Origin of the sequence: Rhizobium sp. Root1212 (assembly GCF_001424985.1) — a bacterium.
Classification (GTDB): domain Bacteria; phylum Pseudomonadota; class Alphaproteobacteria; order Rhizobiales; family Rhizobiaceae; genus Pararhizobium.
The window spans coordinates 70,794-88,369 of the sequence record NZ_LMDA01000028.1 but is presented as its reverse complement, the minus strand read 5'-3'; the positions used below and the strand labels follow the sequence as shown (position 1 = coordinate 88,369).

Genomic DNA, 17,576 nt, shown 5'->3' with positions numbered 1-17,576 from the left:
TTCAGGCTTCCGGCGTCGTGAATTCCGAGCGAGGCTGGAAGCTGCCGAGCAGCCACAGCGACACTTCCGCGGCGATATCCGCGCCGCGGAACTCATAACGCCCGTCGAGATGCGGGAAATCCAGAAAATGCACCGCCAGCCCCTGCCCGCTGTCGGTCATGGTCACCTGCACCCGGCCGGGCTCGATCAGGTGGCAGACCAAATGCGTGCCGTGCGAAGCCATGAAGCCGGCTTTGCCATCGTGCAGGCGCACGAAATAGGCCTTGTCATCCCTGGTCGAGTGGATGGCGCGGATCGCTTCCTCCGGAAACGCCCGCCCGAAATCGAGGATCGCCTGTCCGGCATCCGGCAAAAGCCGGTCTTCCTCGGCGCGCGCCTTCATCCTGATATAGAACAGCCCCGCGAGCACGACGCAGACGATAACGATGATCCAGGTCATAAAATGCCTCCAGCCTCCGCCTGTTGCGGAAGCAGCAATGTTGGCTGGACCTTAACGGCCGAAGCTTGTGCGAATGTGCCCTGCGGGCTTTACCAGCGGCCGGCGCGCAGCGCCCGCCACATCCACCATTGCCGGCGCCATTGCGCAGGCTGGATCGAGTGCTCGAAAAGATCGGCGCCGGCCCTTTCGGCGCGGTCAAGAACCGGCTCGACCATGGCGACCGTCAGGAAAGCCGCCCTGTTTTCGCGCGAGATCGCGCCCCCAGCCGCCCGCGCCTTGGCGAGATGATCGCGGCCGAGGCCGGCAAAGGCGCGGATGGCGCGGCTGATGCCGTCCTTGTCGTCGCCGGCGAGAAACGATTCCCGGTCGAGCCCGGTTGCTGTCAGCAGTTCCGCCGGCAGATAGACCTGCCCGCGGCGGCGGTGGATCGGCTGCAACAGCAGCACGCCGGCAATGGTTTGCGCCACGCCGGCGTGACCTGCAGCTTCGGCAGAGGCCGCGGCCGCCCGCGGATCGAGAATCAGGCAGGCAAGCTGGATCAGCGCCGACGCGGTTTCGCCGGCATAGCCTTCCAGCGAAGCACGGCTTTCCATCGGGTCGTCGTAGAGATCGAAAATGCGCGCATCGATCATGTCGTGCAGCACGCCAATCGGCAGTGAATAGGCGTGGATCGCCTTTACAAGAGCGGCGGCCAGCGGATGGGCTTCGCTGTTGCCGGCGGCCGCGCCATCCAGAAGATCGCGCCACCATTGCAGGCGGATTTCGCCGGGCAGAGCCTCCCGCACGCTGTCGCGCACACGGGCGATTTCCGCATAGAAGGCATAGAGCGCCGAAAGCACGCCGCGCTTGTCTTCCGGGGAGAGAAGGCAGGCCAGATAACGGTCGCGATCGCTGTCGCGCAGGGCGGCGAGGCTTTGGGCGTAAGGATCGGTCATGTCACACGACGATGAGGGCAGCGGCGACGGCGCGGGATTCGCCGAGCATGATATTGTAGGTGCGCACGGCAGCTCCCGTGCTCATCGGATCGGAGGCGATCTTGTGTTCGCGGAACATCGCCTTCAAGGCAGCCGGCAACGGGCGGATCTCCTTGCCCGTTCCGACCAGCATCACCTCGATGTCGGCCGCTTCCAGAAAGACCCGCTCGAAAGCCTCCGGCGTCAGCGGATCGCCTTCCACCACGTCCCAGCCATAGATGCCGGAGGGCAGCAAAAGAAGGGAACCGCGATGCGACATCTCGGCAAAACGGAAACCGCCATTGCCATAGGTGTCGATCGGAGCCCGGCCCGGAAAATGGGCCTTTCGGATTTCAAGGGGTCTGCGCATGCGCCCTCATGCCCCTTTTGCAGCCGTCTGTCCAGCAGAAGGGGCGCCGTGGCGAAGCTTGAACAGGATGAGCACAGGGCCGGCGACATAGATCGACGAGAAGGTCGCGACCGCGATGCCGAACAGCATGACGAAGGCGAAGGCCTGGATCGCCTCGCCGCCGAAAAGGCAGAGCGCCAGAAGCGCAAGCAGCGTCGTCGCCCCGGTCAGCACCGTGCGCGACAGGGTCTGGTTGATCGACGTATCGATCAGGATCGGCAGCGGCATGCGCGGGTAGCGTTTCAAATTCTCGCGGATGCGGTCATAGACGACCACCGTGTCGTTCAGCGAATAGCCGACGATGGTGAGAAGTGCGGCGACGCTTGCAAGATTGAACTCCATGCCCGTCACCACGAAAAGCCCGATGGTGAGCAGCACGTCATGCAGCGTGGCGATGATGGCGCCGAGCGCGAACTGCCATTCGAACCGGACCCAGATATAGACGATGATCGCCAAAAGCGAGATCAGGATGCCGATGGTCGCCGCCCTTGTCAGTTCGCCCGAGATCGAGGGGCCGACGACTTCGACGCGGCGGACATCGTAACTGTCCTCCAGTTCCCCGCGCACCAGTAGCACCGAGGTCTGCTCGGCATTTTCGCCGCCTTCGCGCGACTGGACGCGCACGACGACATCCCGTGGCGAGCCGTAAGACTTGACGGTCACGACACCGAGGTTGAGTTCGGAGAGGCGCAGGTCGATATCCTGGATATCGGCATTGCCTTCCTTGGCCCGCAATTCGATCACCGCGCCACCGGAGAAATCGATGCCGAGATTGATGCCGAGCGCGCCGAAGGCAAGCATCGACAGGATGGACAGCGCTGCCGTCAGTGAAAAGACAAAGTTGCGGATGCCCATGAAGCGGATCGCCGCGCCGTCGAAGACGCCGGTGCGGATGCCGCTCGGCAGTTCCGTCGGCATGCGGCGGCGCAGCCAGACCATCAGCATCACCCGCGTCAGGGTGAAGGCGGTGAACAGTGTCGTGACGATACCGACCGCCAGCGTCACGGCAAAGCCGCGCACCGAGCCTGTGCCGAGATAAAGCAGGATGATCGAGGCGATTAGCGTGGTGATATTGGCATCGACGATGGCGGCAAAGGCGCGCGAAAAGCCGTACTGGATCGCCTCGGCCATCGAGCGGCCGTGGCGCGCCTCCTCGCGGATGCGCTCATAGATCAGCACGTTGCTGTCGACGGCCATGCCGATGGTCAGCACGATACCGGCCACACCCGGCAGCGTCAGTGCCAATCCGCTTGCCGTCAGGGCGGCAACGATCATGATGACGTTGAGAATAACCGCGACGACGGCCACAAGGCCGAAGAAGCCATAAAAGCCGATCATGAAAATGGCGACGAAACCGGCGCCGATCAGGCCGGCGCGCAGCATCGCATGCGTCGTTTCCGTGCCCTGCCCTGCGCCGGTGGAGCGTTCCTCCAGCACGGTCAGCGCCGTCGGCAGCGGACCGCTGCGCAGCAACAACGCCACGTCTTCGGCGCCCTCGGGGCTCATCTCCGCCTCGAGAGTCAGCTTGCCGTCCGTGGACGTGTTGCGCACCAGCGGCGTGGCGACGACGAGGCCGTCGAGCACCACGGCCATCGTCGTGCCCGTGGCCTTCTTCGCGGCCTCATCATAACGCGCGGCGGCTTCCGGTGTCAGCGCCATGGTGACGATCGGCTCGCCCGTGGCGGCATCGATGCCTGTTTCGGCATCGGTGATATCGGCGGAGGAAATGAGCGGCTCGCGGCGCAGAAGCCGGCCGATCGGCGGATCATCGGCGGAATAGACGACTTCCGATCCCGCCGGCGGATTGCCGTTGACGGCCTGCTCGACCGGCATCGAGACATCGATCAGACGATAGGAGAAATCGCCTGCCTGGGTGAGGATGCTTTTCAGTTGCTCGGGATCGTAAAGGCCGGGCATCTGGACGACAATGCGGTCAACGCCCCGGCGCAGGATGTTCGGCTCCGTGCCGCCCAGATCCCGAAGCCGGCGCGACAGCGCGGCGACGGCCTTGTCGGCGCCTTCGGAAAGATGGGCGTCGATGGCGCTATCGCTGATATCGAGGCGAAGCAACTCGCCATTCTGTGCAAGGGAAAGTTCCGCACTTTTCTTGCCGCGAACCTCGACCTGCCGGTCGGTCATCGGTTTCAAGGCAGCCTTGGCCGCATCGATGCGGGCGGGATCGGTGATTTTGACTTCCACCGCCTGCCCGGTGCCACCGAGCCCGGAATAGGCGATATCGGCTTTGCGGAGAAGTTCGGCCGTTTCGCGGACCACAGCGCGCAGATCTGTGGAAACCACACCGTCGCGTTCCATCTTGAGGCTGATGAGCGAGCCGCCTTCGAGATCGAGCCCCCAGACCAGCTGCTTCTTCGGCAGCCAGGCCGGGAGCCTATCGAGCGTGCCCTGCGGCAAGACATTTGGCAAAGCGATGATCATGCTCAGGAGCACGACAAGCCAAACGACGAAGGTCTTCCAGCGGGCGATATACGGCATCAAGCTCTCATCATCAGGTGTCGAAGGAGGTCGGCGTCATCCGACCTCCTTCGCGAAAGCTCACTCCTTGACGGGTTCGCCCTTCACGCGGACTTCGGATATGCCACTGCGTACCACACGAATCTTCACGCCGTCAGCAATTTCCACTTCCAGTTCGTTGTCGTCGACAACCTTCGTGACCTTGCCGACGATGCCGCCGCCGGTGACGACCTGGTCGTTGCGGCGGATGTTCTTCAGAAGTTCCTCGCGGCGCTTCATGTTGGCGCGCTGCGGACGGATGATCAGGAAGTACATTACGACGAAAATCAGCAGAAACGGCAGGATGGACATCAGGATATCCGCGCCGCCGGCGGCCGGCGTTGCCGTTTGGGCGAAAGCCTCGGTAATGAACATTGATCACTCCTTGAATACGTCAGTTGCGGGCCAACCCCGCGTTTCGGGTGGCCGGAATATAGGAAAGCCAGCCACGAATGCAACTCGCAGCGCCACGACATTACCGTGAAATGGGCGCCATACAGAAAAAGCATCGCCGGAGAGGTCTCTCCATGCGGGTAAGCGACCTTTCGCCATCGCCGGCTTAATGTTAGGCGACGGGCAGTCTTTCATTTCAGGATCAACGCCATGCAGGACACAAAGATCGATCTTCTGCTTGCCGAAATGCGCAAGCTCAATGCGGCGCTGGAGCGCCTTGCCGGCCCCGAGCGCGCCGTCAACGACTGGGATGCGGCGGAATGTTTCGTCTGGGCGCCGCAGAACCACCATCTGCAGCCGGTGCCGAAGCCGAACCGGATCGATATCGACCTGATCCGCAGCGTCGATCACGTGCGCGACATCCTTCACGACAACACGCTGCGCTTCGCAAAAGGTTTTCCGGCTAACAACGTGCTGCTCTGGGGGGCGCGCGGCATGGGCAAGTCCTCGCTGGTGAAGGCGGTGCATGCCGCCGTTTCCCGCGAAACCAGCGTGCGCGTCAAACTTGTCGAGGTGCACCGCGAGGACATCGCCACCCTGCCCGCCCTCATGGAAATCCTCAAAACCGCGCCCGTGCCGGTGCTGGTGTTCTGCGACGACCTGTCCTTCGACCACGACGACACGTCCTACAAATCGCTGAAGGCTGTGCTCGACGGCGGCATCGAGGGGCGGCCCGGCAATGTTCTGCTCTACGCCACATCGAACCGCCGGCACCTGCTGCCGCGCCACATGATGGAAAACGAGCAATCGACGGCTATCAACCCGTCCGAAGCCGTTGAAGAGAAGGTTTCGCTGTCGGACCGCTTCGGTCTCTGGCTCGGCTTCTATAAATGCAGCCAGGACGATTATCTCGCGATGATCGACGGTTATGCCGCCCATTTCGGCATCGATATCGCGCCGGAACAGCTGCATGCCGAGGCTCTGGAATGGAGCACCACGCGCGGATCGCGCTCCGGCCGGGTCGCCTTCCAGTTCATCCAGGATATTGCGGGACGCCACGAGAAGAAAATCGAGCTGAGCTGACGGCCCTCCTCCGGAAATGCAAAAGCCGCGCCCTACAAAGGACGCGGCTTTTTTCGTTATGGGGATGACTATTCGAGGAAGGTCGCCGGGTTGACGGCGGTGGCGTTCTTGCGCACTTCGAAGTGAACCTGCGGCTGCTTTGCCGTGCCGCTCATGCCGGAGGAGGCAAGCGTCTGGCCGCGCTGGATCTTCTGGCCGCGCTGCACCTTCAGCTCGGCGGCGTTGCCGTAGACCGTGACCGTGCCGTCGTCGTGGCGCACCAGCACCGCGTTGCCGAGTTCCTTCAGGCTGGAGCCCGAATAGATGACCACGCCGTTTTCGGCGGCCTTGATCGGCGTGCCTTCCGGAACCGAGATGTTGATGCCATCGTTGCGGCTGCCTTCGACATTGGCGCCGTAGCCGGCGATGACCGCGCCGCGCACCGGCCAGCGATACTTGCTGATGCCCGTGCCCTTCGGCGATTCATCGGTGACATCGCTCTTGGCGGCAACCTCGTTGACCGATTCCTTGGCAACCGGCGGAGCGTAAGCTGCGGGTTTCGCTTCCTCGGTCTTAGCCACTTCGGCCTTGGCAACTTTCACCTCTTCCGCCTTCTTCGGAACCGAAGCCGTGGTGACGGTGTCTGTGGCCGGCATTTTCAGCGTCTGGCCGACGCGGATCGAGCCGGACGTCAGGTTGTTCGCCTTGCGCAGGGCGTCGACGGAAACGCCGTTGGCCTTGGCGATCCGGTTCAGCGAATCACCGGCCTGCACGGTGTAGCCGCCGCTTTGGCCATTGCCGTCACCGGAAACCGGCTGCTTGCCGGCCAGCGTATCGGCGCGGGCAACGCCCTTTTCGCGGGACTGCGACTGGCCCGGAAGGATGGCCACCTCGCGGTTGCCCGGCAGGATCGGCGCATTCTTCTGCTTGTCGACGTCGAGGCTTGCGGCGGCATCCGAGGCGGACGCCTTGGCAGCGCTTGTGGCAACATTGAAGGTCGGAATGACGATGCGCTGGCCAGGCTCGGCCTGCGCCGAGGACTTCAGGCCGTTCGCCTTGAGGATTTCCTTCTCCGGCACACCAAAACGGTTTGCCAGCGTCGCGATCGTGTCACCCTGGCGCAACAGCACGGCCGGAGCATTGGCCGACGACCAGCCGCCGTTCTTGCCGGCGGTTTCCGTCGGCTTGGCGAGCGTCTTCTGCTGCGACTTATCGGCGGCCACCGGAAACGGCTGCGAGAGCGGCTTTTCCTGCACCGGCGAAACGGTTGGATCGGCCAGCGCCTGACGCTGAACATTCATCGGGGTCGAAGCGGCGCGTGCACCGGACATCGGCGTGGAGGCGGTGTTGACCGGGTCCGGGAACGGCTGATCGACCGCCTGGGCGCGGGAGGTGTTCGCCATCGCCATGCCGCCGCCCTGCACGTCGTTGCGTGGGATCGGTACATTGCCTGGAGCGATGGAGCTGGTGGTGAGATCATCCGAACGCGAGAAAAACCCGCCAAATCGGGAAGCGTCGGAGCTGCATCCGCTTGCCACGCCTGCCAGAAGAATGGCGGCGCAGAGACGAACGACTGATTTACCCGCACTCGACGAAACTCTAATACGCATGACGCTTACCTACTTGGAACGCAACTCGGTGTAGGGTGGATTAAAGCGCATTAGAGTTACCGCACCGTTAAAACGGCCGGATTTTTGATGGTTTGATAACCATGATCGTCGCCGCCGTCTCGGGACGGCAGCGTTCCGTTCAGAAGCTTTCCTGATAAAGCCGGTCGATCTCGGAAAGTTCCGCCCGACTTTCGCTCACATCCTCGTAGCTGATACCGGCGGTATCCCAGCCGAACATATCGCCGGCCACAAGCCCGCCCGAAACCGGCTCCGGCGTGGTCGCCGCGTCCTTTTCTTCATCGAGAAGAACACTGACGAGCGTCTGGAACCCCGTTTCCGGGTCGCCCGCATCGCTGTAATCCAGCGAGCGCAGCCCAGCGACGGCAGCCTCACGGGTACCGAAATAACGCAGGCTGTTCTGGTCTTCCGGCCGCAGCGCGTCGTAATAGTTGATGAAGGCGCGATAATAGGCCTGATAGTCGCCGCTTTCCGAATATTTGCCGAAGGCCTGATATTCGCGCGCGGCCAGCTGCGGAGACAGCGCATTGCCCCATTCGTCGCGGGTGAGCGGCGGATATTTTTCCGATGTCCGCTTGGTGCGGCTGAGGAAAAGCAAGGCTTCGGCGGACAGCGAAACGCGCGAGGACGGATCGTAGCCGCCCTTCAGAACCGAGGGTGCTGCGACAGTCTCGTTCTGGCCGGATACGCCGGAACCGTCAGCCCGCCCGGCGCGGCCGCCGAGGCTGTCGCCGCTGGCCGCAGAGCTTAATCTGCTTGCTATCTGCATCGCTCATCTCCTGCGCTATGCGCCTGATGGAGCCGGCAAACGGATTTTTTATCGGACGCCAGCTCTCGGCACTTCATCAGTGCTGATTTGGGCTACGCCCCGTAGCTTGCGCGAAGCTTGCGTTCGTTAATGAAAAATTAACGATTTGATTTACCTGCGAAAATTGCAAAGCAAAGCTGGCCACATGGAAAAACCAGCCGGAAAATCAGCCGGCGAGAGCGATGATCTCAGCCGATTCACGCTGGAAAGGCTCGTGGTTCCAGCCACTGAACCATTGCCGCTCAGCAAAGCCGCATGCCAGAAGCGCCATGTCGATTTCCTCTTGCGAGCGAAAGGCAAGCCTGCTGTGGGAAACGATCGGCTGAAGCTTGTCGGCAATCGCAGCGAAACTTGAGAAGGACACATAGCCGCGCTCGACAGTCTCGACCTGATGCCAGGTTTCAACGCGGCCGAGTTCGGAATGCTCGATCATCCTGCGGGAGTGCTCGGGCGTCCAGCACTCCCAAGCTCTGGCTTCGGGATTGCGGCTGTCGAAGACGAGGCGGCCACCCTGCATCAGATGCTTCCGTGCTGTTTTCAGCACACGGAGAACATCATCGTCATCAAGAAATACCTGAAAGACATGACCGGTCATGACGATGAGATCGAACTGACGCTCCAGATCGAATGTCCGTGCATCCGCGTCGATCCACGTCACCCGATCGCCACCCGGTCGGGTGCGGGCGATCTCGAGCATGGCCGGCGCCGGATCGAGGCCGAAGACTTCATGCCCTCGCTCAGCAAAAGCTGCCGCCAGGAGGCCGGTGCCGCAGCCGATATCGAGAATGCTGGAGCGCCCATTGGGAAGAGACAAATAGAATTCCGTATCCGCCCCGGCCGGATTGAGCACATCGTAAAGCGTCGTCAGCATCCTGTCGACATAGATGGCGTCGAGGCTGTCGCTCACAGGAACGCGGCGAGCTGCGGCACGATCGGAAGGTAAGGCGCCTCGAACAGATCCTCGCGGTCGAAGCGGCTGCCGGTGCGGCTGAGCCGCACGATGCGACATTGGGTCGGGCTCGTCATGATCGGGACGAGCATGACGCCGCCGGAAACCAGATGATCCGAAAACACCCGTGGCAGGCTCTCGAAAGCAGCGGTGATCAGGATGCGGTCGAAGGTACCCTCGCCCGCAAGCCCGGTGCTGCCATCGGCCTGACGCACGACGACGTTGCGGATGCCGGCTTTTTCCAGGTTGCCCTGGGCATCGGTGACGAGCGTGCGGTAACGCTCGATCGTCAGCACGCGCTCGACGATGCGGCCCATGACGCCGGCGGTGAAACCGCTGCCAGTGCCGACTTCCAAAACTCGCTGGCCGGACTTCAGGTTGAGATTGTGCAGCAAGCGGACGGCGAAATCGAAGCCTTCGATGAAGGAGCCGCAATCGAGCGGCAAGAGACGCGTCGAATAGGACTCGCTCTCGAATTGCGGCGGCACGAACAGGCCGCGCGGCGTCTGCTCGACGGCGTTCAAAAGCTCCTTGCTCGTAATGCCCTCGGCGCGCAGCCGGAGCATCATCGCAGCAAAGCCCTCCTGCTCGACAAGACGCGCGTTCACGCCCCCTTGCCCTCCTGCAGCAGCCGGGCGATGCGATCCTGAACCGCATAATCGGTCAGGTCTATCTTCAGCGGCGTTACCGAAATATGCTTTTCGCGGATGGCGTGGATATCCGTACCCAAGCGGAAATCACCGGTGCGCTCACCGAATTTCAGCCAAAAATAGGGATTGCCGCGGCCATCGGCGCGCTCGTCGATGGTGAGACCGAAATCGAGCTTGCCCTGGGTCGTCACCGTGGTTCCGGCAACGTCATGGGCGGCGCAGTTCGGGAAATTCAGGTTCAGGAAGGTGCCGTCCGGCAGGTCCAGCGTCATCAGCGTCTTCAGGAGCGCCGGAGCATGGGTTTCGACCACGCTCCATGGCACGCCCTGGCCCGAGGCGTGGCTATAAGCCTGGCTCAGCGCGAAGGACCGGGCGCCCTGCAGCCGCCCCTCCATCGCGCCGGCGATGGTGCCGGAATAGGTCACGTCGTCGGCCATGTTGGCACCGACATTGACGCCGGACAAAACGATATCCGGCGGGAAATCGAGAATTTTGCGGATCGCCATGATCACGCAATCGGTCGGCGTGCCGCGTAGGGCAAAGCGTTTTTCGCCGAGCTGGCGCAGCCGCAGCGGCTCCGACAACGTCAGCGAATGGGCAAGGCCGCTCTGGTCCGTCTCGGGCGCGACGATCCAGACATCGTCGGAGAGCGTCAGCGCAATGCGTTCGAGAACGGCCAGACCTTCCGCATGAATGCCATCGTCGTTCGTCAAGAGAATGCGCATGTCGCTCCCCGCTGTTGGCTCAGCTCGCTTTTTCGATACGGGTCAGACCGCCCATATAGGGTAGCAATACGTCCGGGATGGTTACCGAACCGTCTTCATTCAGGTAATTTTCGATGACGGCGATCAGCGCGCGGCCGACAGCCGTGCCCGAACCGTTGAGCGTATGGACGAAACGGGTGCCCTTCTCGTCCTTGCCGCGATAGCGCGCATTCATGCGCCGCGCCTGGAAATCGCCGCAGACCGAGCAGGACGAGATTTCGCGGTAGGTATCCTGTCCCGGCAGCCAAACCTCCAGATCGTAGGTCTTGCGCGCGCCAAAACCCATGTCGCCGGTGCAGAGCGTCATCACGCGGTAATGCAGGCCAAGACGCTTCAGCACCTCTTCGGCGCAGGCAGTCATGCGCTCATGCTCATCGACCGAGGTTTCCGCATCGGTGATCGAGACCAACTCGACCTTGTTGAACTGGTGCTGGCGCAGCATGCCGCGGGTATCGCGCCCAGCCGAACCGGCTTCCGAGCGGAAGCAGGGCGTCAGCGCCGTGAGACGCAGCGGCAGGACGTCGGCATCGAGGATCTGCTCGCGCACCATGTTGGTCAGCGGCACTTCCGCGGTCGGGATCAGCCAGCGCTCGTCGGTGGTGCGGAACAGGTCTTCGGAGAATTTCGGCAGCTGGCCGGTGCCGTACATGGCGTCATCGCGCACCAGAAGCGGCGGCTGGACTTCCATATAACCGTGCTCCGAGGTGTGCAGATCGAGCATGAACTGGCCAAGCGCACGTTCCAGACGGGCCAACTGGCCCTTGACGATGGTGAAGCGCGAACCGGCGATGCGGGCAGCGCCTTCGAAATCGAGCCATCCCAAGGCTTCGCCGATCTCGAAATGCTCGAGCGGCTTGTGGTTCCAGCCGGGTTTCTGGCCCGACATATGCTTGACGACATTGCCGCCCTCATCGCTGCCGACCGGCACGTCGTCGAGCGGAATGTTCGGAATACGCGACAGGGCGTCGATCAGCTCGGCATCGACGCGGCGGCTATCCTCTTCCAGCGCCGGCATCGTCGTCTTGAGGTCCGCGACTTCGGCCTTCAGCCTGTCGGCGAGCGCGCCATCCTTGGCGGCCATGGCCGCACCGATCTCCTTGGAGGCGGCATTGCGGCGCGATTGCTTGTCCTGCAGCGACTGGACCAGCGCGCGGCGCTTCTCGTCGAGATCGATCAGAAAGGCCGACAGCGGCTCGGCGCCGCGTTTGGCAAGTGCCGCGTCAAGGGCTTCGGCGTTGTCCCTAATCCATTTGATATCGAGCATGGTCGTTCCAGAATCCGGTCCTGTTCAAGATGGCGGCCCCGGAGACGACGCTGACGGAAAACTCCGTCAGCCTGGGTTGTCTTCCGCCTCGGTTGCCGCGGCAGCCTGGCTATCGCGCGCCTTCTGGCGCTCGACGAGTCGAGCCGTGTAGATGGAAATCTCGTAAAGAAGGATCGCCGGTAGAGCAAGGCCGATCTGGGAGACCGGATCGGGCGGCGTCAGCACGGCCGCGACGATAAACGAGATCACAATCGCGTATTTGCGCTTTTCCTTGAGGCTGTCCGCGGTGACGAACCCGACCCGCGCCAGAAGCGTCGTGATGACCGGCAGCTGGAAGACGAGACCGAAGGCGAAGATCAGCGACATGATCAGGCTCAGATATTCCGAGACCTTCGGCAAGAGCTGGATCGACACCTTGCCCTCGCCGCCGCCCTGCTCCATCGCCAGGAAGAACCACATGACCATCGGCGTGAAGAAGAAATAGACGAGTGCCGCGCCCATCAGGAACAGGATCGGTGAAGCGATCAGGAACGGCAGGAAGGCCGCGCGCTCGTTCTTGTAGAGGCCGGGCGCCACGAACTTGTATATCTGCGAGGCGATAACCGGAAAGGCCAGCACCAGCGCGCTGAACATCGCCACCTTGATCTGGGTGAAGAAGAATTCCTGCGGCGCGGTGTAGATCAGCTCGACATTGCGGTGGTTGAGGCCCGCCCATTCCACCGCCCAGCGGAACGGCTGCACGAGAATGTTAAACAGCTGCTTGGCAAAATAGAAGCAGACCAGGAACGCGACAAAGAAAGCGCCGACCGCCCAGATGAGGCGCGAGCGCAGCTCGATCAGATGCTCGATCAGCGGCTGGGGCTTGTCTTCGATATCGCCGCTCATGCGTCACCTGTCTTCGTGGCCTTGGCCGTCGTCTTTTTGGGCTTGGGCTGGGCTGTCGCCACGTCAGCGTCTGCGGCCGAAGCCTTCTTGGTAGCCGGCTTCTTCGGCGCGACGACGGTTTCGGAAACCTTCGGCTTTGCCACGCGCTTCGGCTTTTCGGTAAGAGGCGCTGCGGTAACCGGCTCGACCGGAGCCGGCGGGACAACGGCCGGCGTCGGGGTCATGAGCGGCGCTGCCGGCGCAGGCTCGGCCGCTGCCGTTTCCGGGGTGGCTTCCGGCTTGGGATCGACGGTGGTCGCCTTCTGCAGGTCGGCCTTGATCTCGTTGCCCATCTGCCGCAGCGGGTTCATGGCCTCGCGCAGGGTGTTGGCCGGGTTGAGTTTCTGGGCGTCGCTCAGCGTCTGGCGGACGTCGTCCAGATCGGCCTCCTTCAAGGCCTCGTCGAACTGCTGGCGGAAATCGTTCGCCATGCCGCGCATTTTGGTCATCATCCGCCCGAAAGTGCGCAGCATCGGCGGCAGGTCCTTCGGCCCGACGACGATGATCAGCACGACGGCAATGACGACAAGCTCGGTCCAGCCGACATCAAGCATTTATGAAACTCCACGCGGAAACTGCAGGTCCGAAAAACGACAAGGCCTGCCTTCGACAGGCAGGCCTAACTCTATCGTGATCAGCGGACTTCGTCGGATTTGTGTTCGACGGTCTTGGCGTCCACGCCCTTTTCGGCCGTCTCGTCGTCGGTCATGCCCTTCTTGAAGCTCTTGATGCCCTTGGCAACATCGCCCATCAATTCCGGGATCTTGCCGCGACCGAACAACAGAAGCACGACGACCAGAACGATCAGCCAGTGCCAGATGCTAAAGGAACCCATATCCTTACTCCCTTGAAACCCGTTACCCCGATTTAAGACGTTCGGGCGTCTTTTTCAAACAGCATTATGTCGCGCTCGTTAACGGAAAGGCTGACATCGCGCAATCCTTGCCGCAGGCCTTCGGCGCGGATACGCGCCCTCACCGGCATATCGCTGCCCGGTACGGCCAGCGTCAGAAGCTCAACGACACCGAGAAAGCGGCGCGAAATGATCCGCGCGGGGATCGCGCCCCCCGATTCCGTGACGGAAACGGCCGAAAGCCGCACCACCGCCGCGATATCGGCACCTTCGGCGCAATTTACGGCAGAAACGGTTCCGAGCGGCGTTTCAGCCAGCCCGTTTCGTACTCTCACGGAAAATTCATTGATCTCGGAGAAGAAACCGGCGGCAAACAGGGTTTTTGGCGCGCGGTAGAGGTCTTCCGCCGTTCCCACCTGTTGCAGCCGCCCATCCTTCAAAAGCGCGATACGGTCGCCCATACGCATCGCCTCCTCGGCATCATGAGTGACGACGATGGCGGTGGCGCGGGTTTCCCGTAGGATCGCCAGCGTATCGGCGCGGATCGTGTCCTTGAGGCGCGAATCGAGGCCGGAGAAGGGTTCGTCCATCAGCAGCACCGCCGGGCGCGGCGCAAGCGCGCGGGCAAGCGCTACACGTTGCTGTTCGCCGCCGGAGAGCACATGCGGATATTGATCGGCATAGTGCGACAGGCCGACCCGCTCCAGCGCGATATCGGCCTCGGCTAGCCCTTCGGCCTTCGGCAGCGAGGTCAGCCCGAAGCGGACGTTTTCACGGATGGTCAGATGCGGAAACAGCGCGAAATCCTGAAACATCAGGCCGACACCGCGCTTTTCCGGTGGCAGGAAGACGTTGGGGCCGGAAATCTCGCGGTCGTTCAACAGCAGGCGTCCCGAAGCCTGCGCCTCGATGCCGGCAGCGATGCGCAAAAGCGTCGTCTTACCGGAGCCGGAGGGGCCGAGCAGGCACAGAACCTCGCCGGCCTCAGCCGTTAGAGAGATGCCGCGGATCGTCTCCTTGGCATGGTAGCAATGGTGAATATCCTCGAAAACCAGCTTGGCGGCAAAAGTCACGCCGGCCGTGCGGCGGCGCGAGGCCGGCGCATCGGCACCAGAGGAAGATGGCACGGCAGAAGCCAAGGTCGAACGTCTCCACGAGCCGCATCCGGCAGGGATCGGCAACTTCTTGAATTTGCGCGAAGGTAAGTGAAGCCGACGCTGGAACTCAGGTTTTCTATTCGGACTCTTCACCCCGTGGTGTCAAGAGCCCAAGCTCCTCGAGATCGAGCTGGGTGATGGGGTCTTCGTCCTCGGCGAGATCATCGTCGCCACGCGGCATGGGGATCTGGAAATTGGCAGGGATGCGGCCGGAAAGCAGGCCAGCCCCTTTCAGTTCCTCCAGTCCCGGCAGGTCGCGCAGCTCTTCAAGACCGAAGTGATCGAGGAAATCGCGGGTGGTGCCGAACGTGACCGGACGCCCCGGCGTGCGACGGCGGCCGCGAAACCGCACCCAGCCCGCCTCCATCAGCACGTCGAGCGTGCCCTTCGACGTCTGCACGCCACGGATATCCTCGATTTCCGCGCGGGTCACCGGCTGGTGATAGGCGATGATGGCAAGGACTTCGAGCGCGGCGCGGGAAAGCTTGCGGACCTCGTTTTCATCCGTCTGGACGACGAAGGAGAGATCGGCCGCCGTGCGGAAGGCCCAGCTATCGGCGATCTGCAGCAGATTGACGCCGCGCGGGGCATAGAACGCCTTCAGCCGCTGCATGATTTTCGCGACATCCGCGCCCTTCGGCAGGCGGCTGGCGATATAGCTTTCCGTCACCGGCTGGGCCGAGGCGAAAACCAGCGCCTCGGCGATCCTTTCCGCTTCGGTCGCACGGCGTTGATCGAGCAAGGCGGCCTCTTCGCCATCCTCCTCCTCGATCATGCCCGGCAAGGCGCCCTGCGATCCGCTCACGTCCGGCCTCCTTCAGGCCCGCGAGGCGGCTTCACGCCCTTGCGCAGATAGATCGGCGAGAAAGCGCCGTCCTGGCGCACCTCCAGCTGTCCCTCGCGCACCATTTCCAGCGAGGCGGCAAAGGAACTGGCGATCGCGGTGGCGCGATCCTTCGGATCGGTCATGTAGCGCAGCAGGAAGTGATCGAGCGCTGTCCAGTCGTCGGTCAGTTCGCCCAGCAGGCGGGCGAGGATTTCGCGGGCATCGGCAAGCGACCAGACCTGCCGTTTCTCGATCGTCACCTGCGTCACTGCATGGCGCTGGCGCAGCGCCGCATAGGCGCTGAGCAGATCGTATAGCGAGGCATCGAAGGCCGAGCGCCTTTCGACCGGAATATGCTCCGGCGCACCGCGCACGAAAACATCGCGGCCAAGCCGGTTGCGGTTGACGAGCCGTGTCGCGGCATCGCGCATGGCTTCGAGCCGCTTCAGGCGGAACGCCAGCGCTGCCGCCATCTCCTCGCCCGATGGTCCCTCGTCCTTCAAAGGCTGGGGAATGAGCAGCCGGGATTTCAAGAAAGCCAGCCACGCCGCCATCACGAGATAATCGGCGGCAAGCTCGATGCGGATACTGCGGGCATTCTCAATGAAGGCGATATATTGCTCGGCAAGCGCCAGCACCGAAATGCGGGAGAGATCGACGCGCTGGTTGCGGGCCAGATGCAGCAACAGGTCGAGCGGGCCTTCGAAGCCCGCGATATCGACGACGAGGGCTTCTTCGTGAAGCCCCCGCTGCGCCGTATCGTCCTGCCAGAGCGGCTCCATGGGAGCCCTCCCCGTCGAACCGGTGACCGGCGGTCGTCTGTCCTGCTCGCCGGCATTGCCCAAGGCGGCGTCTCCCTATCGGAGGAGCATCGGTTGCTCCGTCATCGTGCTTCAGGCCGTGGCGAACAGGCTTGCGAATTCTTCGCGCAGGCTCTGCTCGTCGGATGCGTCCGGCTTGCGGAAGCCTGCTTCCACCGCCTTCGTCCGCCGCAGCGTATCGCCGGCGAGAACCGGAGCCACCTTCGCCACGGCCAGCATTTCATCCATGATGCCATGGCAATGCAAGACCAGATCGAGACCGGCGGCAAAGATACCGCGCGCCCGCGCCTCGATATTGCCGGCCAGCGCGTTCATCGAGACGTCGTCGGACATCAAGAGCCCGTCGAAGCCGATCTCGCCGCGGATGATCTCGTGCACCACCTTCGGCGAGGTCGTCGCCGGCTGGGTCGGATCGATAGCATTGAAGACCATATGGGCGGACATCGCCATCAGTTCGTCCTTCATGGCCGTGAAGGGCAGGAAATCGCTCTTGCGCAGCACGTCGATCGGATCTTCCACGACGGGGAGATTGTGGTGCGAATCGACGAAGGCGCGGCCGTGACCCGGCATGTGCTTCATGACGGGCAGCATGCCACCGGCCTTCAGGCCTTCCGCCATCGCCTTACCGATCGCGGTGACCGAATGCGGATCGAAGCCATAGGCGCGGTTACCGATAACTTCGTTGGAACCTTCGACCGGAACGTCGAGCACCGGCAGGCAATCGACGGTAATGCCGAAACGCATGAGATCGAAGGCATGCAGGCGGCCCATCAGCCAGGCGGCGCGCAACCCCCGCTCCGCATCCTGCCGATAGACGGCGCCGACCGCTGCCCCGTTCGGATATTGCTGCACGATCGGCGGGCGGATGCGCTGCACGCGGCCGCCCTCCTGGTCGATAAGAACCGGCGCCTCAGGATTGCCGATACTGTCGCGCAGGCTGGCGACAAGATCGGAAATCTGCTGCGGCTCGCCAATATTGCGGCCGAAGAGAATGAAGCCCCAGGGACGTTCGCCGGCGAAAAAGGCCTTTTCCTCGGCAGTGATGACAAGGCCCTTGCAGCCCGAAATGAATGCTTTGCTCATGATATCCAGTGAAGGCGGCCGCCGCATCGATGGCGAAGAAAGCGCCTGCCGCTGGCGCTGCTTCGCAGCTGTTCCCATAAAA

The 17,576-nt window shown here is 62.7% G+C and carries 19 protein-coding genes; 1 reads left to right on the top strand and 18 read right to left on the bottom strand.

Features of this window, described 5'->3' with window-relative positions; translation table 11 throughout:
* Nucleotide 1 precedes the first annotated feature (1 nt).
* The 5 genes from ASC86_RS24425 to yajC form a co-directional block, all read right to left on the bottom strand.
* The gene (locus ASC86_RS24425) at nucleotides 2–439 is read right to left on the bottom strand and encodes a hypothetical protein (RefSeq protein ID WP_056327373.1); all 438 of its coding nucleotides are present in this window, start codon (nucleotides 437–439) and stop codon (nucleotides 2–4) included.
* An 89-nt stretch (nucleotides 440–528) separates the two neighbouring features.
* Nucleotides 529–1,374, bottom strand: coding sequence for a phytoene/squalene synthase family protein (locus ASC86_RS24420; protein ID WP_056327371.1), 846 nt, complete (start codon nucleotides 1,372–1,374; stop codon nucleotides 529–531).
* A gap of 1 nt (nucleotide 1,375) precedes the next feature.
* On the bottom strand, nucleotides 1,376–1,762 hold the full coding sequence (locus tag ASC86_RS24415) for an Mth938-like domain-containing protein (protein WP_056327369.1): 387 nt from the start codon (nucleotides 1,760–1,762) through the stop codon (nucleotides 1,376–1,378).
* Nucleotides 1,763–1,768: 6 nt separating this feature from the next.
* Nucleotides 1,769–4,294: a protein translocase subunit SecD gene (secD, locus tag ASC86_RS24410; RefSeq protein WP_056327367.1), complete on the bottom strand. Its 2,526-nt coding sequence runs from the start codon at nucleotides 4,292–4,294 to the stop codon at nucleotides 1,769–1,771.
* 60 nt (nucleotides 4,295–4,354) lie between these two features.
* On the bottom strand, nucleotides 4,355–4,687 hold the full coding sequence (yajC, locus tag ASC86_RS24405; protein ID WP_056327365.1) for a preprotein translocase subunit YajC: 333 nt from the start codon (nucleotides 4,685–4,687) through the stop codon (nucleotides 4,355–4,357).
* Nucleotides 4,688–4,915: 228 nt separating this feature from the next.
* On the opposite strand from yajC, the gene ASC86_RS24400 reads away from it, so the two are divergent.
* Nucleotides 4,916–5,788 (top strand): ATP-binding protein, encoded by an 873-nt coding sequence (locus ASC86_RS24400; RefSeq protein ID WP_056327363.1) that lies wholly within the window; start codon nucleotides 4,916–4,918, stop codon nucleotides 5,786–5,788.
* 68 nt (nucleotides 5,789–5,856) lie between these two features.
* Here ASC86_RS24400 and ASC86_RS24395 read toward each other — a convergent pair whose 3' ends face one another.
* The 13 genes from ASC86_RS24395 to nagZ form a co-directional block, all read right to left on the bottom strand.
* On the bottom strand, nucleotides 5,857–7,377 hold the full coding sequence (locus ASC86_RS24395) for a LysM peptidoglycan-binding domain-containing protein (RefSeq protein ID WP_056327360.1): 1,521 nt from the start codon (nucleotides 7,375–7,377) through the stop codon (nucleotides 5,857–5,859).
* 139 nt (nucleotides 7,378–7,516) lie between these two features.
* Nucleotides 7,517–8,164: a hypothetical protein gene (locus tag ASC86_RS24390; protein ID WP_056327358.1), complete on the bottom strand. Its 648-nt coding sequence runs from the start codon at nucleotides 8,162–8,164 to the stop codon at nucleotides 7,517–7,519.
* Between the two features lie 205 nt (nucleotides 8,165–8,369).
* Nucleotides 8,370–9,110 carry a class I SAM-dependent methyltransferase gene (locus tag ASC86_RS24385; RefSeq protein WP_056327356.1) on the bottom strand — a complete coding sequence of 247 codons (741 nt, stop codon included), beginning with the start codon at nucleotides 9,108–9,110 and terminating at the stop codon, nucleotides 8,370–8,372.
* Nucleotides 9,107–9,760: a protein-L-isoaspartate(D-aspartate) O-methyltransferase gene (locus tag ASC86_RS24380; protein WP_056327354.1), complete on the bottom strand. Its 654-nt coding sequence runs from the start codon at nucleotides 9,758–9,760 to the stop codon at nucleotides 9,107–9,109. The genes ASC86_RS24385 and ASC86_RS24380 overlap by 4 nt, the downstream gene beginning before the upstream one ends.
* Nucleotides 9,757–10,527, bottom strand: a complete 771-nt coding sequence (gene surE, locus ASC86_RS24375; RefSeq protein ID WP_056327352.1) for a 5'/3'-nucleotidase SurE — start codon at nucleotides 10,525–10,527, stop codon at nucleotides 9,757–9,759. The genes ASC86_RS24380 and surE overlap by 4 nt, the downstream gene beginning before the upstream one ends.
* A gap of 19 nt (nucleotides 10,528–10,546) precedes the next feature.
* Entirely contained in the window at nucleotides 10,547–11,830 is a 1,284-nt protein-coding gene (gene serS, locus ASC86_RS24370) for a serine--tRNA ligase (RefSeq protein WP_056327350.1), read from the bottom strand.
* A gap of 66 nt (nucleotides 11,831–11,896) precedes the next feature.
* On the bottom strand, nucleotides 11,897–12,715 hold the full coding sequence (tatC, locus tag ASC86_RS24365) for a twin-arginine translocase subunit TatC (RefSeq protein WP_056327348.1): 819 nt from the start codon (nucleotides 12,713–12,715) through the stop codon (nucleotides 11,897–11,899).
* Nucleotides 12,712–13,308, bottom strand: a complete 597-nt coding sequence (tatB, locus tag ASC86_RS24360) for a Sec-independent protein translocase protein TatB (protein ID WP_056327346.1) — start codon at nucleotides 13,306–13,308, stop codon at nucleotides 12,712–12,714. Before tatB ends, tatC begins: the two co-directional genes overlap by 4 nt.
* Nucleotides 13,309–13,388: 80 nt before the next feature.
* Nucleotides 13,389–13,589 (bottom strand): twin-arginine translocase TatA/TatE family subunit, encoded by a 201-nt coding sequence (locus ASC86_RS24355; RefSeq protein WP_056327344.1) that lies wholly within the window; start codon nucleotides 13,587–13,589, stop codon nucleotides 13,389–13,391.
* Between the two features lie 32 nt (nucleotides 13,590–13,621).
* Nucleotides 13,622–14,734, bottom strand: coding sequence for an ABC transporter ATP-binding protein (locus ASC86_RS24350; protein ID WP_056327538.1), 1,113 nt, complete (start codon nucleotides 14,732–14,734; stop codon nucleotides 13,622–13,624).
* A gap of 106 nt (nucleotides 14,735–14,840) precedes the next feature.
* A complete protein-coding gene (scpB, locus tag ASC86_RS24345) occupies nucleotides 14,841–15,569 on the bottom strand; it encodes an SMC-Scp complex subunit ScpB (protein WP_056327342.1) in 729 nt (242 codons plus the stop codon).
* Nucleotides 15,566–16,372, bottom strand: a complete 807-nt coding sequence (locus tag ASC86_RS24340) for a ScpA family protein (RefSeq protein WP_056327340.1) — start codon at nucleotides 16,370–16,372, stop codon at nucleotides 15,566–15,568. The genes scpB and ASC86_RS24340 overlap by 4 nt, the downstream gene beginning before the upstream one ends.
* A gap of 111 nt (nucleotides 16,373–16,483) precedes the next feature.
* Entirely contained in the window at nucleotides 16,484–17,494 is a 1,011-nt protein-coding gene (gene nagZ, locus ASC86_RS24335; RefSeq protein ID WP_056327536.1) for a beta-N-acetylhexosaminidase, read from the bottom strand.
* Nucleotides 17,495–17,576 lie beyond the last annotated feature (82 nt).